General features: G+C 63.6%; 21 protein-coding genes. 8 read left to right on the forward strand and 13 right to left on the reverse strand.

Annotated elements, in window-relative coordinates; genetic code table 11:
• Positions 1 to 587 (reverse strand): Hpt domain-containing protein (locus tag UB31_RS24320; protein ID WP_045012722.1); only part of this gene is annotated, 587 nt, incomplete at its 3' end.
• Between the two features lie 418 nt (positions 588 to 1,005).
• A complete protein-coding gene (locus tag UB31_RS24325; RefSeq protein WP_197087318.1) occupies positions 1,006 to 1,413 on the reverse strand; it encodes a response regulator in 408 nt (135 codons plus the stop codon).
• Positions 1,414 to 2,371: 958 nt separating this feature from the next.
• Between UB31_RS24325 and UB31_RS24330 the strand changes: the two genes are divergently transcribed.
• The 3 genes from UB31_RS24330 to UB31_RS24340 all read left to right on the forward strand — a co-directional run bounded on the left by UB31_RS24330 (position 2,372) and on the right by UB31_RS24340 (position 3,980).
• Positions 2,372 to 3,067 carry a Crp/Fnr family transcriptional regulator gene (locus UB31_RS24330; RefSeq protein WP_197090853.1) on the forward strand — a complete coding sequence of 232 codons (696 nt, stop codon included), beginning with the start codon at positions 2,372 to 2,374 and terminating at the stop codon, positions 3,065 to 3,067.
• 170 nt (positions 3,068 to 3,237) lie between these two features.
• The gene (locus tag UB31_RS24335) at positions 3,238 to 3,633 is read left to right on the forward strand and encodes an Hpt domain-containing protein (protein WP_045012724.1); all 396 of its coding nucleotides are present in this window, start codon (positions 3,238 to 3,240) and stop codon (positions 3,631 to 3,633) included.
• A 98-nt stretch (positions 3,634 to 3,731) separates the two neighbouring features.
• Positions 3,732 to 3,980, forward strand: a complete 249-nt coding sequence (locus tag UB31_RS24340; RefSeq protein ID WP_045004291.1) for a hypothetical protein — start codon at positions 3,732 to 3,734, stop codon at positions 3,978 to 3,980.
• Between the two features lie 72 nt (positions 3,981 to 4,052).
• Here the strand turns inward: UB31_RS24340 and UB31_RS24345 are convergent, their stop codons facing one another.
• Positions 4,053 to 4,673, reverse strand: a complete 621-nt coding sequence (locus UB31_RS24345) for a response regulator transcription factor (protein ID WP_045004292.1) — start codon at positions 4,671 to 4,673, stop codon at positions 4,053 to 4,055.
• Positions 4,674 to 5,012: 339 nt separating this feature from the next.
• On the opposite strand from UB31_RS24345, the gene UB31_RS24350 reads away from it, so the two are divergent.
• The 3 genes from UB31_RS24350 (at position 5,013) to UB31_RS24360 (ending at position 8,435) form a co-directional block, all read left to right on the forward strand.
• On the forward strand, positions 5,013 to 6,176 hold the full coding sequence (locus UB31_RS24350) for a hypothetical protein (RefSeq protein ID WP_045012725.1): 1,164 nt from the start codon (positions 5,013 to 5,015) through the stop codon (positions 6,174 to 6,176).
• 330 nt (positions 6,177 to 6,506) lie between these two features.
• Positions 6,507 to 6,932: a hypothetical protein gene (locus tag UB31_RS24355; RefSeq protein ID WP_045012968.1), complete on the forward strand. Its 426-nt coding sequence runs from the start codon at positions 6,507 to 6,509 to the stop codon at positions 6,930 to 6,932.
• A gap of 285 nt (positions 6,933 to 7,217) precedes the next feature.
• The gene (locus UB31_RS24360; protein ID WP_045012726.1) at positions 7,218 to 8,435 is read left to right on the forward strand and encodes an EAL domain-containing response regulator; all 1,218 of its coding nucleotides are present in this window, start codon (positions 7,218 to 7,220) and stop codon (positions 8,433 to 8,435) included.
• A gap of 80 nt (positions 8,436 to 8,515) precedes the next feature.
• On the opposite strand, the gene UB31_RS24365 is transcribed toward UB31_RS24360, so the two are convergent.
• Positions 8,516 to 8,809: a putative quinol monooxygenase gene (locus tag UB31_RS24365; RefSeq protein ID WP_045004298.1), complete on the reverse strand. Its 294-nt coding sequence runs from the start codon at positions 8,807 to 8,809 to the stop codon at positions 8,516 to 8,518.
• A 131-nt stretch (positions 8,810 to 8,940) separates the two neighbouring features.
• Between UB31_RS24365 and UB31_RS24370 the strand changes: the two genes are divergently transcribed.
• Positions 8,941 to 9,918, forward strand: coding sequence for a GlxA family transcriptional regulator (locus UB31_RS24370; protein WP_045012727.1), 978 nt, complete (start codon positions 8,941 to 8,943; stop codon positions 9,916 to 9,918).
• 46 nt (positions 9,919 to 9,964) lie between these two features.
• On the opposite strand, the gene UB31_RS24375 is transcribed toward UB31_RS24370, so the two are convergent.
• Entirely contained in the window at positions 9,965 to 10,825 is an 861-nt protein-coding gene (locus tag UB31_RS24375; RefSeq protein WP_045004303.1) for a DMT family transporter, read from the reverse strand.
• A gap of 144 nt (positions 10,826 to 10,969) precedes the next feature.
• On the opposite strand from UB31_RS24375, the gene UB31_RS24380 reads away from it, so the two are divergent.
• A complete protein-coding gene (locus tag UB31_RS24380) occupies positions 10,970 to 12,352 on the forward strand; it encodes an aminotransferase-like domain-containing protein (protein WP_502691272.1) in 1,383 nt (460 codons plus the stop codon).
• Positions 12,353 to 12,356: 4 nt separating this feature from the next.
• Here UB31_RS24380 and UB31_RS24385 read toward each other — a convergent pair whose 3' ends face one another.
• The 8 genes from UB31_RS24385 to leuC all read right to left on the reverse strand — a co-directional run bounded on the left by UB31_RS24385 (position 12,357) and on the right by leuC (position 20,571).
• The gene (locus tag UB31_RS24385; RefSeq protein ID WP_045012729.1) at positions 12,357 to 12,974 is read right to left on the reverse strand and encodes a GDYXXLXY domain-containing protein; all 618 of its coding nucleotides are present in this window, start codon (positions 12,972 to 12,974) and stop codon (positions 12,357 to 12,359) included.
• The gene (locus tag UB31_RS24390) at positions 12,971 to 14,242 is read right to left on the reverse strand and encodes a DUF2157 domain-containing protein (RefSeq protein ID WP_045012730.1); all 1,272 of its coding nucleotides are present in this window, start codon (positions 14,240 to 14,242) and stop codon (positions 12,971 to 12,973) included. Before UB31_RS24390 ends, UB31_RS24385 begins: the two co-directional genes overlap by 4 nt.
• A gap of 396 nt (positions 14,243 to 14,638) precedes the next feature.
• Positions 14,639 to 15,514: an ABC transporter permease gene (locus UB31_RS24395; RefSeq protein WP_045012731.1), complete on the reverse strand. Its 876-nt coding sequence runs from the start codon at positions 15,512 to 15,514 to the stop codon at positions 14,639 to 14,641.
• Complete coding sequence (locus UB31_RS24400; RefSeq protein ID WP_045012969.1) at positions 15,511 to 16,296, reverse strand: ABC transporter ATP-binding protein; 786 nt, start codon at positions 16,294 to 16,296, stop codon at positions 15,511 to 15,513. The genes UB31_RS24395 and UB31_RS24400 overlap by 4 nt, the downstream gene beginning before the upstream one ends.
• A gap of 44 nt (positions 16,297 to 16,340) precedes the next feature.
• Positions 16,341 to 17,390: an ABC transporter substrate-binding protein gene (locus UB31_RS24405; RefSeq protein WP_045012732.1), complete on the reverse strand. Its 1,050-nt coding sequence runs from the start codon at positions 17,388 to 17,390 to the stop codon at positions 16,341 to 16,343.
• Entirely contained in the window at positions 17,390 to 18,529 is a 1,140-nt protein-coding gene (gene leuB, locus UB31_RS24410; RefSeq protein ID WP_045012733.1) for a 3-isopropylmalate dehydrogenase, read from the reverse strand. The genes UB31_RS24405 and leuB overlap by 1 nt, the downstream gene beginning before the upstream one ends.
• Positions 18,526 to 19,161, reverse strand: coding sequence for a 3-isopropylmalate dehydratase small subunit (leuD, locus tag UB31_RS24415; protein WP_045004317.1), 636 nt, complete (start codon positions 19,159 to 19,161; stop codon positions 18,526 to 18,528). The genes leuB and leuD overlap by 4 nt, the downstream gene beginning before the upstream one ends.
• A complete protein-coding gene (gene leuC / locus UB31_RS24420) occupies positions 19,162 to 20,571 on the reverse strand; it encodes a 3-isopropylmalate dehydratase large subunit (RefSeq protein ID WP_045012970.1) in 1,410 nt (469 codons plus the stop codon).
• Positions 20,572 to 20,732 lie beyond the last annotated feature (161 nt).

Here is a 20,732-nt window from a genome sequence, read left to right on the forward strand (position 1 = left end):
GCGGTCTCGCGGAAGGCGCGCTCGAGATCGTCGAGCGACACTTCGCCCGGACGCAGCGGACGCTCCAGGGTCTGGTCGATCAGCGCGCCTTGGGTCATTTCTTTTGCGGGTGCGGGCGCAGCCGGGGCTTCCGGCACCAGCGGCGGAGCTTCAGCGACAGGAGTAGCAGCAGCGGACGCGATCGGCTGCGCCGACGCGGACATCGCGGCCGTGCCCTGCTCGACCATCGCTTCCAGCTTGTCGATGAGATCGCGGTCGGTGCCCTCGGGCTCGGCTTCGGTCGCTTCCAGCCCGGCCAGGATTTCCTTGATGCGGTCGATCGAGGCCAGGATCACCGTCACCGCGCCGGCCGTCACCGGCATGCCGTCACGGAATTTGCTCATCAGCGTCTCGCCGGCATGCGCCAGCGCTTCAAGCCGCGGCAGTCCGAGGAAGCCGCACGTACCCTTGATGGTGTGGACCAGGCGGAAGATGTTATCCAGGATCTTGGCGTTGTTCGGATCCTGCTCGAACTTCACCAGCTGATTGTCGACGGTGTCCAGGCTCTCGCTGGTCTCCGTCAAAAACTCCCGCAACAGATCATCCATGGGGTACGCCTTACTGATCTGGACTTCGACGCCTGAGCCGCACGTGGAATCAACGGAAGCCCGCTCCTAGATCGTTAGACATCCCATTTCACGGTCCCGTTAATTTCAGCCTCCGTGCTAATACGGATATTGAAGAGAAGTTTGCCGTTCGGCTGCATGCAGCTGCGTTTTTCGGCAGATCCAGCGCCGCGCTTCAGGCGGGAGACACGACAGGTAAACGCGCCGATAACAGCGTCACGACCTGCGCAAAAAAATCCTGCCGGCAAGGGACGATATGCACGGGCCGCGCGAATTGAATCAAATCACTCGCAATCGGAATCGCGTGCGCGACCGCCCGTTGATCTTCCGCTGAAATCCGAAATCCCTGCACTTGCGGTAAACGGACGCTTACCCCGCGAGCGGCGCGGTCAATACCGCGCTAACCCAGCCGCGCAGCAGCAGCACGATGCTCCGCGAGGCAATCCCTGATGGCGGCGAGCAACGCATCCGGCGTGAACGGCTTGCGCAGACAGCGCGCCGCGCCGAGCTCGAGCGCCATCCTCAGGAAATCCGGCGCGGGCGAGTTCAGATTTGCAAAGGCGTAGCCCGACATCGCGATCAGCGGAATGGCAGGCGCGCGCTCGTGGAAGATCCGGATCGATTCGAAGCCGCGCATATGCGGCATGAAGATATCGATCATCATCAGATCGAACTGTTCGTGTTCGAGCGCGCGAAGTCCTGCTTCTCCGCCTTCGGCGATCGTCACCCGAAGATTGTTCCGCTGGAGATAGATCTCGATGGCCATGCATACCATCGGGTCGTCGTCGACAACGAGAATATGGTTCAGATTTTCCGTCCCCGTTTGAGTTTCCCGCTTCGGCGATTCAACAATTGAACCGTGGGGCACGCCTTTCTCCTCTGGCTTGAATCGAAATGGTGATGGCCGCGCGTGCGGTTGGCCTGGTGCAGAAGGCGGACGGGATGAACGCAAGATCTGCGGCCACGCCACGCAATGACTCGAAGCAATCGCTGACGGCTGAAATGAGTTGGCGGACAAGCAAGGCTGCGCGGATCGACGAATGTCCGATGGCATCGTGGACACAAGGTCTGCCGTCGACCAGTTTCCGGCTCATAAGGCCCCCTTGCCGGTTCTTCCCGACTGGCGACGCGAGACTGGCGACCAAGCGCGTGCGCGAATCAGCACGCAGTTCTTATTTCCGCCGCAAATGAGGCAGGCTGTCTGCCCTCCAACGGGTATATGGACAACAACACAACCGTTGCGGTAGCATTATACAACCGTGCAACTGGATGTCGAACGCACGATCCGAGACCGCGCTGGATTGATCCTGCATGACCGCGAGCTACCGACCGCCCAACCAGCTGCTGCAAATACTTGATGCGGCAGATTTCGCTCGGCTGCGTCCCCATCTCATCAGGATGGCAGTCGCCGCGGCCAGCGTACAGTTCCGCAGCCTGATGATCCGGCATCATTCGCTACAGCCGGGGCCAGATCGAGATCACCGATTTGCGCGCGCTGGAAACAGCGTCCTGCGACTGCTATTCCGCGGTGAAGGCCCATCACGTGCGACTGTTAGAGGCCCCGCGATGACGCCAGGCCAACGCCAACGACTGCATTCCGGCGTGCGCACAAGGCGGTATCGACTGATTGCCGGGCCGCGCCTGTGAACAATTGACCAATTGCCAATATATCCCGACGGGAAGATGATGGAACTTACCCGTGCGAGGAATAGTAGATCCGCTGGAGCGTTCATTGGCTGGGGAAACGGGAGGCGGCTTTGGAAACGATGGTGCGTCCATCCAACGGTTTCCTGTCGGCGCTGTCGGCAGACGATTATGAATTGATCCGTGCACATCTGCGCACGGTCGACCTGCCGCACGACGCGGTGCTGGTCGAGACCGGCGAGACGCTCAGGCGCGCCTACTTCCCCCACCGTGGCGTGATCTCGCTGGTCGTGACGCTCGCCAAGGGCGAGCACGTGCAGGTCGCCATGATCGGCCGCGACAGCCTGCTCGGCACGCTCTCGACCATGGGCGATGCCTGCGCACTGAACACGGCAGTCGTACTGGTTCCCGGCGCTGCATCGGTGATGGACCTCGACCGGTTGCGCGGCGCGGCCGAACAGAGCACCACCCTGCGGACGCTGCTGACGCGCCACGGGCTGGCGGTCTACGCCCAGGTCCAGCAGACCGCGGGCTGCAATGCCGCCCATCCCGTGGAATCGCGACTATCGCGCTGCCTGCTGCACACCCATGATTTGTCGGGCGACTACCGGCTGCTGCTCACCCAGGAGGTCATGGCGCAGATGATCGGGGCGCGGCGCAACAGCGTGTCGCTGGTCGCCAATACCTTGCAGCAGGCCAATTTCATCCACTACAGCCGCGGACACATCCAAATCCTCAATTTGGACGGGCTGCGCCAGACCGCGTGCGAATGCTACGCTACGGTGAAGGCCCAGTACGACAGGCTGCTCGGGTCCTGACGAAGCACGACGCGCTCCGCGCAGAGCGGGACGTGGTAAACCAACCGTTGACGGCCGTCCGCAAACACCGCGCGTCTCGCTACCGGAACCGAAATCGGAACGGGCGTAGATATCCCGGCGCATCGCGACCCAGGGCTCGCGATGCGTACCACTGGGGACCGGGACCGAGCATGTTTGAAGCCACTTTCGCGCCTGCGCAGAGCACGCTCGATATTGATCCGCTGCCCGAGCTTGAGCCGCTGCGCGAGCCTGGTGCGTTCGACGCGCTCGTGCGCGAGATCGGCGAGGACGGTGCCGGCGAGGTCCGAGCCGTATTCTGGAGCGACACAAGTGCGCGGCTCAAACTGTTCCGAACGCTCGACCTCGGCCAGCATCGCAGCAAGATTGGGCGCGAGGCGCATTCACTGAAGAGCGCCGCCAGGACGTTCGGCTATCTCCGGCTCGCGACGCTGGCACAGCAGTTGGAGAGAACCGCGGACACGCTTGGAGATGCCGAATTTTGCGATCTTCTGGAGCGGATGGATGCGGCCTACGCCGCTGCGCGGAAGCAGGAGCCGCAGGACTGACCACCCCCGCGTGCATTCCGCCGTACTTATACGGTTTACGATTTTCATATAAGACTAATCATAGGTGGCGATAGTCGCCGGAAACCAGGAGGGTTTCTATGTTCACCTATGAGACTGCGGACCAGAAAGAAGTCCGTCGCTTCCGCATCGCTCAGTTCAACGGCCGGATGGCGACCGTGAAAGCGGGCGAGTCGACGGTGACCGGTTTCGTGCGTTCGGTGCTGGAGCAGGAATCGAGCATGCCGCCGCGCTGGGTCATCACGATCATCCCGAATGCTCCGAAGGAAGAGCCGAAGGTCCTGCGGCCCACCTCGCGCGCCCGCCCCTTCGCCGAAGACTATTTTTGAACGAGATCGGGTCTCTCTAGCCGATCCCAAGCCTTTGGCCGCGCCGCCGCCCGGCGGCGCAACACAACAGCCTCAATCGATCGAATGCAGCAGCGCCGCGCGGACGAGGTCCGCGGTGTTGCGTGCACCGAGCTTGCGCATCGCCTCAGCCCGATGGCTCTCGAAGGTGCGCGGGCTGATCTGCATCCGCAGCGCGCCCTGCTTGTTCGAATAGCCCTCGCTGATCAGCCTCAGCACCTCACGCTCACGCTTGGTCAGCCGCTTGCCCGACAGGCTCGAGAACTCGGGGCTCGCCACACGCGGCGTCTGCGGTGCGCGGCCGGCCTTCAACTCGGCATCCTCGGTCGTGGACGGCGTGGGCAAGTCGCCCTTGTGAGGACCGGCAAGCCGCTTGACCAGGCCGCAGACGCGCTCGGTCTGCGCCAGCGCGTTCTCGACCACCCGCTGCAAATAGGCGCGGTCGCCCAACACCGGCGCGAGCTGATCGCTGTGATGCTTGATCTCGCCCATGTAGAGCAGGAGTGCGGTCAGGGGACCATTGAGCTCGCGGGCGATGGCGGCAGCCATCTCGTCGGCGGCCTTGGCGCGGGCGGCATTCAGTCGGACGAAATCGAGCTCTTCAGGTGGAGAAGCGCTGCTTTCGTACCATTCCGACGGCCGCGAATCAGTGGCCGTATCGTTGTGTGACCCCATGTGACTCGTTTAGCGGAACTTGGGGCGATCTATGGTTAACTTTTTGCTCCGTAAGACTACGGTCATTTTGGCAGCTTTGTGCTGAAACATCGGCATCGGCACAATTTATGCTTGCGCGAAGACATCCCCGACCATGCAGAGGTTGATAAACCTGCTTAATTCACAAGCAGATGGGCAGAGCCGTCTTAACGATCGCCGCCACACCGGATCTCCAGAACCCCGGATTTTACGGATATATTAACGGCGACTTGCTTCTCTGTGTCCCACTTGAGAGCGCGCAAATGCCTCCACGCATTGGGCCGATAGGCCTGCGGGATTCGTTGCGGAAGATTGCGTGCCATGAACGAGATCGATCAGCTATCGGAGTTCTTGCAGAAGCTGACGCCGCTGTCGCGCAGCTGTCTGCTCAGCGAGCTCGAGCGGCTCGAGCTGTGCGGCATCGACATGCCCGGCTCAACCAGCGTCCAGACCACGCTGCGCGCCGAGTTCCGCAAGGACGGATCGACCCAGGCGCGCGCCACCAATCCCTCACGCTATTTCTTCGCGCCGCTTGAGCTGCTCTTGATCGACGGCGCGCCCGAGCACGCCAATATGGGGCGGATCTCGCGCAACACGCTCACGCCGATCTGGGAGTGGATCTGCCGCGACCTGCTGCCGACCATGGCGCGCGACTATATCAAGGCGATCAACGACCAGGTCACCGCCAACAACCCGAAGGAAGTGCTGAAGATCGCGTCGACCTTTCAGGTCAAGGTCGTCAAGGTCCTCGAGAACACCCTCGCCTCGGCCGAGAGCACCGAGTTCGCGCGCGCCAAGCTCGCGCAATACACGGCCTCGCGCACCGCCTTCGACGACGTGAGGAAGATGCTGCATGTGCTGCGCGCCGGCGACGCGCTGCCGAAGTTCAACGCGAAGCTGCCCGAGAAGATCGCGAAATTCGACGACGGCCAGGTCGCCCAGATCACCGCGCAGCTCGACGCCTTCAAGAAGGCCTATCCCGATGCGCTGCCCTTCGCGCTGGCGCTGGTGGCGAGGCGCCTGAAGACGTCCTGGGAGTTGGCACGCCTCGCCACCAAGGCGGCCGCGAGCAAGAGCGCGGCCGACGTCGCCGCTGCGCCTTACGCCTGCGCCGTCCCCATGGTGCTCGACCGGCTCGACGACAAGCGCCTCGCGCTGCGTATCGCGCTCCGGAACAACCGCGTGCTGGTCGCGCGCGACCTGCTCACCGAGGTCTACGACACCGAATATGCGCTCAAGGTTCGTATCGACGGCATCGAGCAATGCGAATGGGGCGTCCGGCTCCAGCAATTGATGGACGCGATCGCGGCGCTGGTGTCGGCCGAGGTCAGCCGCTTCCCCTCCAATGTCGGTCATATCCTCGGCTCGCGCCGGCTGCGCAGTCACGACACGCTGGGCGGCAAGCTGAGCTATCTGGCCTGGAAGGGACGCGACGCGATCGAGGACGGCGCGGCGGCGTTTCGCAAGTTGATCGGGGCGACCTGATCCGCGCTACTCGGGCGTCCGCGGCAGGCTCAGGAAGCGATCGAGAAATCGCCCTGACAGCACGAACCTGAACCACCAATACATCAACCGCCGCGTCGTCATAGCTGCGATCCTCGACAGCCCACCACCGGCTGCTCGGATCAATAGCGCAGGTGCAGCAATACGCATGTGAAGTGCTTCACATCCACCTCCCCAGCACCCTGGCGAGTTGTCGCATCACTGTCACGAGCGAGGCCTGAACATGCGCGCATCGCGCGAAAATGAATTCATGGACCGGACGTGTCGCACCTATTCTCTAATCATCGCATGCTGCGATGGAAGGAATTCGCGATGAGATCGATCCGACTGACGTTGACGGTGATGGCGTGGCTGGTGGGCGCTTGTGTGCTGACATCGACGACGATGGCACAGACCGCGCCGCCTCCTGGCAATACCGCACCGACCGCCGATAACGCCGTCCTGCTCACCATCTTCTTCAAGCACGACCAGTCGCGTCCGCTCAACGAATTGAATCCACAGCTCGACAAGCAGGGTTTTCGTAAAGCCTTCCCGCCGGCGGGCGTGGAGGTCGTAAGCTGGTACGTGATGATGGGCATCGGCCAGGTGATCACGCTGCGGCTGCCGGCCTCGCGGCTGCGCGAGGTCAACCGCATCATCGAGGATACGGCGTGGGGTCCGTACCGCACCGAGTTCTATCCGACCTATGACTATAAGGCGGTCGGGATCGCCGAACACGAAAAGGCGACGGCCAACTGATACCGGCGTTATTGATTTGGGCGAAGCGCGCGCAGCTTCGTCCAATTGCAGGACACCGGCCGCGCTCACGCACGGCCGGCGTCGTCCCGAAAATCTCAGACAATGTCGCGCTGCCGCGCGCCAATCGCCGACAAACATGAAAACTTCTCAAAGACAATCCGAACAATTTTACAAATGATGGCGGCTTTAACGTTACCCGGACAATTCAACATTCGCGCTGAAGCTCTCCATATTTGCAGCCCCCCGCGCCGCTATCACACCGTCACGGAACGGGAGTGGTTTGCGATGGACGATGGGATTGGTGAGCTCGTCGGACGGAGGCCCAAAACCTTCGGACGACGGAAGATGATGCCGCGCGCTTGCGTGGCTGACGGCAAGCGCCATCTGCGCGCGTTCATGAGCGAGGTGCTCGAGGATCTCGGCTTCGTCACCAGCGAATGCGGCAGCGCGGACGAGCTGCAAGCCGTGCTCGCCACTGATCTGCCGGACCTGATCCTGCTCGGCATCGCCGCCGACGGCATCGAGCCCGGCCAATTTCTGGAGACGCTGGTGCGCGAGGCCTTCGACGGCAAGGTTCTGGCCGTCGGTGCCCGCGAGTCGATCATTGTCAAAGCCGTGCAGCAGGTCGGCGAGGAATACGGGCTTGCGATGCTGCCGCCGCTCACCACGCCCTTTGCCGCCGAGACGCTGCGCGAGCGCGTCGCGATGCTGCTGCCGGACGAGCCGGCGCCGAGCCCGGCCGTGCATGTCGGCGAGGCCCTGCATGCCGGCTGGCTCGAGCTCTGGTATCAGTCAAAGATCGACGCGCGCTCGCTGGTCCGCTGCGGCGCCGAGGCGCTGGTGCGGATGCGACATCCGACCTGGGGCGTGGTGCCGCCGGCCTATTTCATTCCCGAGGCGCACGATCCGCATTTCCGCAACCTGTCGGAGTTCGTGATCGAGCGCGCGGTGCAGGACTGGCACTATCTCCTGGAGCGGCAAAGCGCGGTCGATCTGTCGATCAATCTTCCCGCGCCCTATCTGAAGGAGCCGCAGGCCGTTCGCGATCTTTGCCGCCGCGTGCCGACGCATCCGGCCTTCGGCGGACTGACGATCGAGATCGCCAGCGAAGAGGCCATCCACGATCTCGCATTCCTCACCGAAGCCGCGCGCGAAATGCGCTTCCACAATATCGGGCTCTCGATCGACAATCTCGGCGCCAACTGGCCGGAGCTGATGGGTCTGGACAAGATCCCCTTCATCAAGCTGAAGGCCGACCGGCACTTCGTCACCGGCTGCGGCAACGACCGGCTGAAGCGGACGGTGTGCCGTCACATCGTCGAGCTCGCGCAGGGCTACGGCGCCAGCGCCGCCGCCGAAGGCGTCGAGACCCGCGGCGACCTGCTCGCCGTCAACGAGCTCGGTTTCGACCACGTGCAGGGCTATCTGTTCGGCAAGCCGATGCCGTTGAAGAAATTTGCCAGAAGCACGCTGACGCGGACGGTGATCACGGGGAACGAATGAGGCGCCGGGGCGCAAGAGGTATTCACCGACACACCTCCCGGCCCCGAAGCGCAGAACCAAATCTATTTTACGGCCCAAATCTACTTCACTGCCAACGCGTCCCACCGTTCGATTGCCGGCGGACTTGCCAAGAGTTCGTCGGCACGAGCCATCAGCGCGGCCGCAATCGGGCCATTGAGATGTGCGTCCCGGTCCTGATCGCTGGCGAACGCGTCGAATATTGCGAAGCTTCGCGGCCCGAACTTCAGCGCGTACCAGACCGGCGTGCCCGTCTCGGCCTTCGCCAGCGGCAAAGCACCTCGCAAAAACTCTTCGAGGGCAGTCGCCTTGTCCGGCTTCGCTTCCAAACGAACATAAAGACCCAGATTCACCATGGTTGTCTCCTTCGTGGTGAGGTTGCTCGCGCGATACGTGCTCGAAGGCACGGATCACTCGGGCTGCCTTCTAACGGGAATGGCCGACAAGGGCGCTTGGCAATATTGACTATTTTGATATCATTCTTGCCATGACCAAGACGGTGATATTAGCAATCGATGGCGTGTTCGATACCGGATTGGCCGCGTTTCAGGACACGTTGGCCACAGCTTCCGAGTTGGCCGAGCCCAACGAAGGCGCTTCGTTCAGCGCGACCGTGCTGAGTGTCCGGCGCGGCGTAAGGACAGCGCATGGTTTGACCATTCCGACCAAGAGAGCGCTTTCGTCTTCGAAACCCGATTTGGTTCTCGTCCCCGCACTCGGCGCGAAGACCGACGAGGCGCTGACACGCGCGCTGCGAAATCCCGACATCGACGGTGCGAAGAACCTGTTGCGGACATGGCATGCGCAGGGGGCAACGATTGCGGCTGCGTGCACCGGCACGTTCGTCCTGGCGGAGACCGGGCTGCTTGACGGGAAGAGCGCAACGACGAGTTGGTGGCTGGCCTCCTTCTTCCGCTCTCGCTATCCGCAGGTTGCATTGGAGAATGATCGGACTTTGGTCCGGACAGAACGGCTCGTGACCGCCGGCGCGGTCCTCGCACATTTCGACCTGGCATTATGGTTCATCCGTCAACACAGCCCGTCACTCGCCGCGGTCACTGCTCGCTACCTGATGCTGGATCCTCGATCGCCTCAGGCAACCTATGCGATCCCGGACCATGTGCGTCATGCGGATGAAGCTGTACACGCGTTCGAGAGTTGGGCCCGGGCCAACCTCGAGAACGGCTTCTCTTTGGAAGACGCCGCAAGGTTTGTCGGGGTCAGTGCTCGAACTCTATCCCGGAAGATCCATGCCGTGCTCGGGCGGTCGCCTCTGGCCTACCATCAGGATCTCCGCGTCGAGCGAGCCTCATATCTGCTCAGCACCACGCAACTGAGCGTGGATGAAATCGCGGTGCAAACCGGCTATGTCAACGCAGCCACGCTTCGCACGCTTTTGCGCCGAAAGACCGGACGCACGGCATCTGAACTCCGTCGAATCAACGAACTGAAAGCCTCGGACTAGAAACGCGTCAAAACAAAAAGCTCTAGACTCCGTGGGAGCCTCTGCCTCACGCAAACCGTCGCGCGAAGAAGACGCAGACGACGACGAGCGCGGTCGCGGCGATCATGCTCCAGGCGACCGGCTCGTGCAGAACGAGGCCGGCGAGCGCGAGGCCGAAGAATGGCTGGAGCTGCTGCAATTGACCGACGCGCGCGATGCCGCCGATTGCGAGGCCGCGATACCAGAAGATGAAGCCGACGAACATGCTGAAGATCGAGACGTAGGCGAGCCCGATCCAGGCCGGCGCACTGACGCCGCTCCATGTCGGAGGCCAGGTCCAGACCGCGACCGGCACCATCAACGGCAGCGCCAGCAGCAGCGCCCAGGAGATCACCTGCCAGCCGCCAAGCCGGCGCGACAGCGCGGCACCCTCGGCATAGCCGAGCCCGCACAACACGATCGCGGCCACCATCAGGAGATCGCCCGCGACTGACGCCGTGCCGTCGTTCGACAAGGCAAAGCCGACCACCGTCACGCTGCCGAGAACCGCGAACAGCCAGAACATCGGCGGCGGCCGCTCGCCGCCGCGCAGCACGGCGAAGACCGCGGTCGACAGCGGCAGCAAGCCGATGAAGACGATCGAATGCGCCGAGGTGATGTGCTGGAGCGCCAGCGCCGTCAGCAGGGGAAAGCCGACGACGACGCCGAGCGAGACGATGGCGAGCGAGGCGAGATCCTTGCGCTCCGGCCGCACCTGTCGGAGCAGGGCGAGCACGGCCACACCTATCAGCGCGGCAATGACCGCGCGCGCCGATGTCAGGAACAACGCGGAGAAGCCGCCGACCGCCACGCGCGTTGCCGGCAGCGAGCCGCTGAAGATGATGACGCCGAGAAGCCCGTTGCCCCAGCCGCTGCCCGCAGTTTGCATTCCGACTTACCTTTTTTGGACCGCGATCCTCGGTCTTCCCCAGTGGCGAAACCAGCGACAATCCAATACAATCTGGCAAATCTGTATGGATATGGAAGGTCATACACTTTGGACAGCGAAGCGCAAACGAGGGGTCGCGGCGGAATGCGAACCGCGGATGTGATGCGCGCGATCCGCAGCAAGGTCGCTGGCCGCGCGCTCAGTGCCGGCGACCGCCTGCCGTCGATCCGCAGCCTTGCCACGACGATGGGCGTTTCGCCTTCGACTGTCGTTGAAGCCTATGACCGCCTCGCCGCCGAAGGCCTGATCCGGGCGCGGCGCGGCTCCGGCTTCTATGTGTCGCCGACCGTCACCCCGCCGCTTGCGCTCACCGAGGTCGAACCGCGCCGCGATCGAGCGGTCGATCCGTTTTGGGTCTCGCGGCAATCGCTCGACACCGACGCCGCCGTGCCAAAACCGGGATGCGGCTGGCTGCCGCCGGACTGGATGCCCGAGGAGGCTCTGCGTCGCGCCGTTCGTGCGCTCGGACGCAGTGAGGCGAGCGTGTTGACCAATTACGGCTCGACATCCGGCTCCCTCGCATTGCGCCGGCTCCTGCTCACGCGCCTTGCCGAGGACGCGATCGAGGCGTCGATCAACCAGCTCATGCTGACGGGCTCGGGCACGCAGGCAACCGACCTCGTCTGCCGCTTCCTGCTCCGCCCCGGCGATACGGTGCTGGTCGACGATCCCTGCTACTTCAATTTCCGTGCGCTGTTGCGGGCGCACCAGGTGAAGATCATCAGTGTACCCTACACACCATCGGGCCCCGACGTCACCCGCTTCGAAGCGATCCTCGCCAGTGAGCGGCCACGGCTCTACATCACCAATTCCGCACTCCACAATCCAACCGGCGCGACGCTCTCGCTGCCGACCGCGCACCGGCTTTTGACCGCTGCCGCCGCACACGACCTCACCATCATCGAGGACGATATTTTTGGCGATTTCGAGCCGGAACGCTCGCCGCGCCTCGCCGCGCTCGACGGGCTGAACCGTGTGATCCGCATCGGCAGCTTCTCCAAGACGCTCTCGGCCTCGGTGCGCTGCGGCTACATTGCCGCGCGCGCCGACTGGATCGAACATCTCGTCGACCTCCAGATCGCAACCAGCTTTGGCGGTGCGAGCCCGGTTGCGACAGAGATCATCGCCAAGGTGCTGGCCGGCGGCAGCTATCGCAAGCACATGGACGAGCTGAGGCACAGGCTCACGCGCGCACGGCGCGACGTGGCGCGGAAGCTCGGGGCGTTGGGCATCGAGCCATGGCTGACGCCGCGCGGCGGATTTTTCCTTTGGTGTCGGCTGGCCGGCGAACAGGATGCGACGCAGGTTGCGCGCACCGCGCTGAGCGAGGATGTCGTGCTCGCGCCGGGCAACGTCTTCAGCGTGTCGCAGACCGCATCGGACTTCATGCGGTTCAACGTGGCGCACATGAACGATCCACGGATGTGGGACGTGCTGCGGCGGGCGTTGAAAGCGCGGCCCGAATGACCCGCTAGTACCACGGCTCCTCATACACCGGCTGGCCGTCAAGCAGCAGCCGCTTGATGGCGGCGCGCCCTGATGGCAGCACGGCGGCAACGACTCGCAGTTTCTGCTGGTTGCGGGCTTGCTCGAGCTTTTTTCCTTCTCCCTCCGGGACGAAATAGCTTTCGAGACCGTATTGTATAGCCAGCTTGTCGCAGAAGGCGCGCCGATCCGTGCCGCAGGACGTGCCGCCGTAATTGGCGAGGCGTCCGCGGATCAGCACTTCGGGCGCCATGACCGGCACAGCTTCGGCATGCACCGAGACCGCCTCGTAAAGGCCATTGGCATTGGGCGCGAGCTTGACGAACACGATCGGGCTGCGCACCGCGGCCGGCTGGCCGGCGAGCGCGCCTGCCGGCAGTTGCGAGATGTCGTAGCGGAGCACGACATAGTCGCCGCGCAGGAGATCGCGGGGATCGACCGGCTGCGTCTGCAAGGTCACCTCACGGCCTTCGCGCAGTATCTGCATGCGATCGGCGACCATCAGGACCAGCAGCACGCATTGAACCAGAATGGCGACACCGAACAGCACGGCTTTCGGAATGCGCTGCCAGAGTTTTGTGGCGGATGCGACCAGTTCGATCATCGCTCAGACCTCGGCAGCGCGCGATTGAGTGCGGTTGCAAACACGACGGTGATGATTCCGGCCACCGCAAGGAAGGCCGAGCGGCGCAGCAGCGAGCCCTTCACCGCCCAGGTGATGCCCGCGATGACGCCGGCGATGCCGAGCCAGCCGGCGACGATCCGTGGACGCACATCATCGAGCACGCCGGAGACGACGAGGCAGAGCATGGCGCAGAGCAGCGCGGCATAGGCGAACCACGGCTCGCCGCCCGTGGACGCCGGCCAGATCGGCGCCGCGAGCAGGACGAGCCCGATCGCACATCCTGCAACGGCTTCACCCGCGCGGTTCGTCAACTTGGCAGACACGAAAGCGAGGATCACGCCAGCAATGCCGCACAACATCGCCCAAAGCGGTTGAGCTGGCGCAGTGCCGGTCCGGAAGCGGATGATGTCGTCGACCGTTATCACTTCCAGGACAGCGACGACGGCCAGCGAAAACGCCCCGTAGATCGACAGAACAGCCCCAAGGCGCAACGCCCTTGGCGACGGCGCCGCGGCGATCGCGAGCCCGGCACCGAACAGCAACGCCGCACCGTTCGCGAGCACGAATGACGGCTGTACCCCATCGAAGTCGAAGCGAAGCGCCGTCGCGATCCACCAGGGAAGCGCGGCAATTGCAACGAGGTGGGCGGCCGCGCGCGAATTCCACGCGAGCGCGAGGCCGCCGGCGAGGAGCCAGACCGCCACGAACGGAAGATGCAGCGCGTCCGGCGCATCATAGCTGCGCATGCAGGTCCAGATGCAGGCCGCCACGAGACCGACCGCAAGAGCACCGCGCGAGCCGGTCAGCAGCGCCGCCACAAATGCACCGATCGACCACAGCAGCATGCCGCCGGCAAAGTCATCGCCCAGGTGATACATCTGGCCGACCAGCGCGATGCCTGCGCCGAAGATGATCGCGCCGATGCTTGCGCAGAGATCGGCAAGAACCGCCCGGCCCGTGCTGGCGAACCAGGCCCCGAGGCCGCCGGCAACGACCATGCCGGCGAGCAGGATCGCGAACCGCAGCAGCCGCGCGATCTCGGTCCAGTGCGCTGCGACGAAGGCAAGGAAAGCGGCTGCGATCAAGAGGCCGCCGACGATGGCAACGACCACCGCGATGTTGATGCCGGGCGAGAGCGGGGGCAGCGCAGTGCGGATCGAGGCGGCGGCCGCCGGTGCGATTACGCCATCGGCCTCCCATTGTGCAAGATCGGCTTCGAGGCGCTGCCGGTAGGTTTTGTCGAACATCGTCGTGGATTACCTGGCGGGATGCTGTTGGTCGGACCGCGCCGGTGGCAGGTTCAACCTATCACCGCTCTACGGTAGCTTCCTGCGACCGGACAACAAAAATGTCGAAAACAACCCCATGCACAGTAGACGGCAGTTGCCGGCGCGGCGCCCGTTGCATCGGACGAAGCATCTGAAGCGGCGAGCAAAATTCGGAGAGCGACGCACGCCGGTGGTGATGGGTCTGGATCGGCGCTGGAGCGCGTTATTGGATTCCGGTCACGCTTCCGGAGGTCGGTAGAGATAAGCGGCGATCGTAGACGTTTGACCCGTCGGGCAAAACAGGGGCACAATACTATCCTTGCAAACCGGCTGACGCATGCTGCGCAGCGAGCGGACAGCACACCGTCGTTCGGGCTACTCCGCCATATTGTGCTGCTGCCAGCGCAGCAGATAGGCCTGCAATCGCCAGATCAACGCGGACAGAGCAACGCCGACCAGCATCAGCACGATGACGGCGACCATCATTCCCGATGCCTCCGCGCGCGCCTCGGATTCGATGATCAGGCGCCCGATTCCCCGTTCCGCACCGATAAACTCGCCGACGATCACGCCGATCAGGGCAAAGGAAATCGCAGGCGTCAGCGAGGCGAAGACCCAGGCCATGGTCGAGGGGACGACCACCGTGCGGGTGATCTGCCACTCGCTGGCGCCGAGCAGCCGCGCCGCATTGACAAAGCCCTCGTCGATCGACCGCGCGCCTTCGAACGTATTGAAGAACACGAGAAAGACGACCACGATCCACGACGTCACGATCTTCGAGGTATCACCGATGCCGAAAGCCAGCACGATAATCGGCGCCAGCGCGATGCGAGGGATCGAATTCACCGCCGTGATGAACGGCTGGAAGATGGCGCTCAGCCGATCCGAACGGCCCAGCACGAGGCCCGCCGCAAAGCCGCTGCTGACGCCGGTCACGAAACCGAAGAAGGTGTTCTTCAGGGTGACGGCGGTCGCGATCCAGAGATTGTTCTCCGATCGCGCCATGCAGCGGCTGAATTCGCCATTGAACCAGCCGTTAAACATTCCGAGCTTGGACTTGAGGCAGCTCAGGATCAGGAAATGCTCGAAGATTTGCGACGGTTTGGACACGAAATAGGGATCGAGCAGATCCGGCACCAACCAAGGAAAGCGGCCGTGCAGATCGTAGCCCCATTGCCAGATCGACAGAAAGCAGACGCAGATCAACGCCTGCCAGGCCAAGGTTCTGCCGGGGCGGCGCGCTTGTCTCATGGACTTCGGCCCTTGACGAATTCCTCGCCGAGCGAATGCCAGACCAGCTGAAACAGCTCGGCATAACGCGGCGTTTCCCGGATCTTCACGGCATTGCGTGGGCGGGCAAAATCCACCTCGAAGATGTCCTTGATCCGGCCGGGCCGCGCGGAAAACAGAATGATGCGATCTGCCAGCGTCAGGGCCTCGCCGAGATCATGGGTCACGAACAGCACGGTCTGCTGTTCGCGTTCCCAGATGCGAAGCAACACATCGTGCATGTCGATCTTGGTGTGGGTGTCGAGCGCGCCGAACGGCTCGTCCATCAGCAGAACCTGCGGTTCAACGACCAGCGTTCGCATCAAGGCGGCGCGCTGGCGCATGCCGCCAGACAATGTCGAGGGATAGGCGTTCTCAAAACCCTGCAGTCCGGCCTGCGCCAGGCAAGCCCTGACACGATCCTTCCGCTCCGCCACCGGGACACCCGCCAATTGCAGGCCGTAGCCGATGTTGTCGGCGACGGTGCGCCAGGGAAACAGGGTATCGCGCTGGAACACATAGCCGACATTCGGCGTCGCTCGTCCGGGAACGACGGGCACGCCGTCAATCAGGATCTCTCCGCTGGTCGGCTTGACCAGTGTTGCGATCATGTTGAGGACGGTGCTCTTGCCTGAACCGGATGGCCCCAAAAGAGCGACGAATTCACCGCGCCGCACATTGAAGGAGACGTCGCGCACCGCCTCGATGGCCGTGCCCGCCAACTGGAAGGTCTTGCACAATCCGCGCACGTCGATGCGCCGCATGTCGGGCGACGCAGCCGGCCGCGGCGCGGGTATGGCCTGCACACTCAAGCCGGATAAGCCTTGCGTGCCGCTTCGATGAAACTGGTCGTGACGACGTCGGCCATGGCAAGCGGCTTGATGCCGGTCATTTCGCGAAACCAGACCTTCTGGCCGCGTGCGAAGCTGGCTTCATCGATGAGGCCTTCGTAGTCGGTGACCTTCTTCATGATCCCGATGTCGAAAATATTCGCGTCGCGCGACGTGCTTCCGACGTAAGGCTCGATCGCATCATAGATCTCTTCGGGAGAGTGCCCCTTGATCCACTGGGTCGCGCGCCACAGCGCCGTGACGAACGCCTGCATCTTCTGCGGGTCCTTGTCGATGGTCGACTGCAGGGTGAAATGAGACGTCACCGGGACCTTGCCGCCGATATACTTGGCCCAGACTGTCTCGTCCGTTCCGTCGAACAACAGCGCGCCCCAGCCCTGCTCGATCGAATCCTTCAGGATCGACGGCGAGTTGATGAGAACATCGACCTGTTTCGTTTTCAACGTGCCCATCATGGTGTCGACATTGCCAGTGCCGATCCAGGTCACCTTGTCGTCCAGTCCCATGGTTTCCATGTAGTAGGAGGCCCATACGTGGTTGGTGCCTCCCAGCGACGACACCGAAACGATCGGCTTGCGTCCATCAGGCCGTTTCCACTTCGCCAGCGCCTCCAGCGTTGTGATGCCCTGGTCGAAGAGATCCTTGCGGATGATGAAGATCGCGGCGTTGCTGCGGGTATCGACCGGCATCAGGACCCGCGCGTTGCGGCCGTGATTGCTGAGCTGCATCGGGTGGGTGATATCGCCGATGCCGATATCGCCCTGCGACGAGGCGATAATCTCGCGCGTCTTCACGCCGCTGCCGCCCTGGATCAGCTTGCAGTCGAGGCCGGCCTCCTTGAAGAACCCGGCCCGGTCGGCGACGAATTGCGACTGATAGACCGGAATGGCCACCGGATAGATCACGCGGCCCGACGGCGCATCCGCCCACGCCCGACCTGCCGCCATGGAGGCACCGGCGCCGGCGACAATCGTCAGCGCGGACCGTCTGGTGACCTGAGGTCTCATCACGCGTGCTCCCTCTCTTTGCCGACCACCTTGTCGAGCGCGTTCAGCACCGCATCGCCCATTTCCTGGGTCGAAAGTCTTTTTGCGCCGGGTTCGGCGATATCGGCCGTTCTTGCGCCGCCAGCCAGGGCCGTATCCACGGCCTTCTCCAGCAGCGTGGCATCATCGGGCCGATTGAGCGTGATGCGCAACATCATTGCGACGCTGAGGATCGAACCGAGCGGATTGGCGATGCCCTTGCCCGCAATATCAGGCGCGCTGCCGTGGACCGGTTCATAGAGCGCCTTGCGGCGTCCCAGCCGGTCCGGCGGGCCGAGCGAGACCGACGGCAGCATGCCGAGCGAGCCCGACGCCATGGCGGCGCAATCGGAGAGAATGTCGCCGAAGATATTGCAGGTCACCATGACATCGAATTGCGACGGCGCCCGCACGATCTGCATCGCGGCGTTGTCGACATAAAGGTGCGTCAATTCCACATCGGAGAATTCCGCTTGATGCAGCGCGATGACCTCTTCGCGCCACAGCACGCTGGTCTCCAGCACATTGGCCTTGTCGACCGAGCAGACCCGGCCCTTGCGGGTCCGGGCCAGTTCAAACGCGGTTCGCGCCACCCGGCGGATCTGGCTGGTGGTGTATTGCTGGGTGTTGAAGCCGCGGCGCTGGCCGTCGGGCAGTGTTTCGATGCCGCGCGGCTCGCCGAAATAGATGCCGCTGGTGAGCTCGCGGATGATGATGAAGTCGACATCCTTCAGCACCGAAGCCTTGAGCGGCGCGGAATCAGCCAGCGCCGGATTGGCGACGATGGGCCGGAGATTGGCATAGAGGTCGTACTTGCTGCGCAGCGACAGCAGGCTTCCCGCCTTGCGCGCCGCCGGAGGGACCTGCGTGGTTTCCGGGCCACCCGTCGCACCCCAGAGGATCGCGTCGGCCTCCTCCATCGCCTCGACGGTGTCATCCGGCAACACCTTGCCTGTCGCGAGATAGGGTATGAGACCGTATTGCGCTTCGCGCATAACCACCGGAGCGCCGCGCCGGTCGGAAAACCATTTGAGAACGCGATGGGACTGGTCGGTCACCTCCGGACCGATGCCTTCACCACCGACCACAGCCACCTTGATCGTGTTCGAGAGCGTGTTCATGCCTGATGTCCTGCAAAGTGAATCCACGGCCGCGTCGCGCGGTCGGACGCCTGGAATGCGCGGATCGCATCCTCGCGCCGCAACGTCAGCGAAATTTCGTCGAGTCCTTCGAGCAGGCCCGCGCGCCGGCGCGGATCGATCTCGAAGCTGTGCCGTATGCCAGACGGCGAGGTGACCGTCTGCTCCTCCAGATCGACACTGAGACGTCCGGCGCCCTGGCTCGCTTCGATCTCCGCGGCGAGGCCATCGATGGTGGCCTTGTCCAGCACCACCGGCAGGATGCCGTTCTGGAAGCAGTTGGCGAAGAAGATATCGCCGAAGCCGGATCCGATGATGGCGCGGATGCCCATTTCCTGGAGCGACCACACCGCCGCCTCGCGCGACGAGCCGCAACCGAAATTCGGCCCGGTCACCAGGATTTCCGCCGCGCGATACGGCTCGCGATTGAGGATGAACTCGGGATTTTCCGAGCCGTCCGGCCGGTAGCGGAGCGAGCCGAACGCCCATTTCCCGAGGCTGCCGCGGACGGAATTTCCGATCATGCGGTTGATGCTGATGATGACGTCGGTATCGACATTGGTGCGCATGATCGGCGCGGCAATCGCGGTCACTTTGGTGAAGGCTTGCGCCATCTAGCGCTCCATCGTTCGGACATCGGCGATGGCGCCGGAAATCGCCGCCGCCACGGCCATGGCCGGGCTCGCCAGGTGGGTGCGGGCGCGCGGCCCTTGCCGGCCGATGAAATTCCGGTTCGATGTCGACACCGAGCGCTGGCCCGGCGGCACGGTTTCGCCATTTGCTGCGAGGCACATCGAGCATCCGGGCTCGCGCCATTCAAAGCCCGCGTCGATGAAGATCTTGTCGAGCCCTTCGGCCACCGCATCGCGCTTGACGGTCTCTGAACCCGGCACGACCCAGGCGCGCACGCCGGGCGCAACCTTGCGGCCACGCGCGACCTCGGCCGCGGCACGCAGATCGCTAAGGCGGCTGTTGGTGCAGGAGCCGATGAAGACCCAATCCACCGGTGTGCCGGCGATCGGCGCACCGGGCTTCAGGCCCATATAATCGAGCGCGATCTCGATCGCGCCGCGGCGGGCGGGATCGGCAATGTCTGCGGGATCCGGGATACGCCCATCGACACCAAGCACGTGCTCCGGACTGGTGCCCCAGGTGATCTGCGGGATGATGGTTCCGACATCGATCGATACCTCGCGATCGAACATTGCGTCGCTGTCGCTCGCAAGCGTCCGCCACGCCGCGACGGCCCGCTCCCACATCTCGCCTTGCGGCGCATAGGGTCGGCCGCGGACATACGCAAACGTCGTCTCATCCGGCGCGATCAGCCCCATCTTGGCGCCGAGCTCGACTGACAGATTGCAGATCGTGAGCCGCCCTTCGATCGGCATGGCCCTGATCGCACTGCCGGCATATTCGACGGCATAGCCGGTGCCGCCGGCGGCGCCGACATGGCCGATAAGAGCGAGGATGAGATCCTTCGCCGTCACACCGAACGGCAGGGCGCCGTCGAACGTCACGCGCATGGTCTTGGGCCGGCGCTGGACGATGGTCTGGGTCGCCAGCACGTGCGTGAGCTCGCTGGAACCGATGCCGAAGGCGAGCGCGCCGAGCCCGCCATGGGTGCAGGTATGGCTGTCGCCGCAGACGATCAGGCAGCCGGGAAGGCTGAGGCCGAGCTCCGGGCCGATGACATGGACGATGCCCTGCCCCGGCTGGTCGATGTCGAACAGCCGAATGTTGCTGGCGGATGTCTCGGTCCGCAACGCCGCCAGCAGTTCCTGCCCGGTCTTGATCGTGCCGGCACGCCCTGACGCGGTCGAAATCGCATGATCCGGCGTGGCGAAGGTCAGTTCGGGATTGTGGACCGGAAGGTTGCGGCTTTTGAGGTCGATCAGGCCGCGAGAGCCGCCGAGATCATGCAGCAGATGGCGATCCACATGAAGCAGATCGGTATCATCGCTGACTTGGGCAATGACGTGCTGGTCCCAGATTTTGGCCAGCAGCGTGCGGCCACACGTGTCCACGATCCGTCCTCCCATGTTCGGCATCTGATGTGCCGTGTTGCTGCCGATCATGCCGACCGACAGCGATCTTGGGAAGCAGGATAGAAGTCGACCCCGGAACCGGGCAAGTGACGGTTGGGCAGCCAGCCATCGCGGCCGGCGATGGCTGGCCGCGATGCGCC

It is taken from the genome of Bradyrhizobium sp. LTSP849, from assembly GCF_000938255.1.
GTDB lineage: Bacteria > Pseudomonadota > Alphaproteobacteria > Rhizobiales > Xanthobacteraceae > Bradyrhizobium.

Bases quoted from the DNA above. Each gene is read 5' to 3' on its own strand.
- UB31_RS24330 (WP_197090853.1), top strand. From the start codon at position 2,372: ATGGTGCGTCCATCCAACGGTTTCCTGTCGGCGCTGTCGGCAGACGAT.
- UB31_RS24335 (WP_045012724.1), top strand. From the start codon at position 3,238: ATGTTTGAAGCCACTTTCGCGCCTGCGCAGAGCACGCTCGATATTGAT.
- UB31_RS24340 (WP_045004291.1), top strand. From the start codon at position 3,732: ATGTTCACCTATGAGACTGCGGACCAGAAAGAAGTCCGTCGCTTCCGC.
- UB31_RS24345 (WP_045004292.1), bottom strand. From the start codon at position 4,673: ATGGGGTCACACAACGATACGGCCACTGATTCGCGGCCGTCGGAATGG.
- UB31_RS24350 (WP_045012725.1), top strand. From the start codon at position 5,013: ATGAACGAGATCGATCAGCTATCGGAGTTCTTGCAGAAGCTGACGCCG.
- UB31_RS24355 (WP_045012968.1), top strand. From the start codon at position 6,507: ATGAGATCGATCCGACTGACGTTGACGGTGATGGCGTGGCTGGTGGGC.
- UB31_RS24360 (WP_045012726.1), top strand. From the start codon at position 7,218: ATGGACGATGGGATTGGTGAGCTCGTCGGACGGAGGCCCAAAACCTTC.
- UB31_RS24365 (WP_045004298.1), bottom strand. From the start codon at position 8,809: ATGGTGAATCTGGGTCTTTATGTTCGTTTGGAAGCGAAGCCGGACAAG.
- UB31_RS24370 (WP_045012727.1), top strand. From the start codon at position 8,941: ATGACCAAGACGGTGATATTAGCAATCGATGGCGTGTTCGATACCGGA.
- UB31_RS24375 (WP_045004303.1), bottom strand. From the start codon at position 10,825: ATGCAAACTGCGGGCAGCGGCTGGGGCAACGGGCTTCTCGGCGTCATC.
- UB31_RS24380 (WP_502691272.1), top strand. From the start codon at position 10,970: ATGCGAACCGCGGATGTGATGCGCGCGATCCGCAGCAAGGTCGCTGGC.
- UB31_RS24385 (WP_045012729.1), bottom strand. From the start codon at position 12,974: ATGATCGAACTGGTCGCATCCGCCACAAAACTCTGGCAGCGCATTCCG.
- UB31_RS24390 (WP_045012730.1), bottom strand. From the start codon at position 14,242: ATGTTCGACAAAACCTACCGGCAGCGCCTCGAAGCCGATCTTGCACAA.
- UB31_RS24395 (WP_045012731.1), bottom strand. From the start codon at position 15,514: ATGAGACAAGCGCGCCGCCCCGGCAGAACCTTGGCCTGGCAGGCGTTG.
- UB31_RS24400 (WP_045012969.1), bottom strand. From the start codon at position 16,296: ATGCGGCGCATCGACGTGCGCGGATTGTGCAAGACCTTCCAGTTGGCG.
- UB31_RS24405 (WP_045012732.1), bottom strand. From the start codon at position 17,390: ATGAGACCTCAGGTCACCAGACGGTCCGCGCTGACGATTGTCGCCGGC.
- leuB (WP_045012733.1), bottom strand. From the start codon at position 18,529: ATGAACACGCTCTCGAACACGATCAAGGTGGCTGTGGTCGGTGGTGAA.
- leuD (WP_045004317.1), bottom strand. From the start codon at position 19,161: ATGGCGCAAGCCTTCACCAAAGTGACCGCGATTGCCGCGCCGATCATG.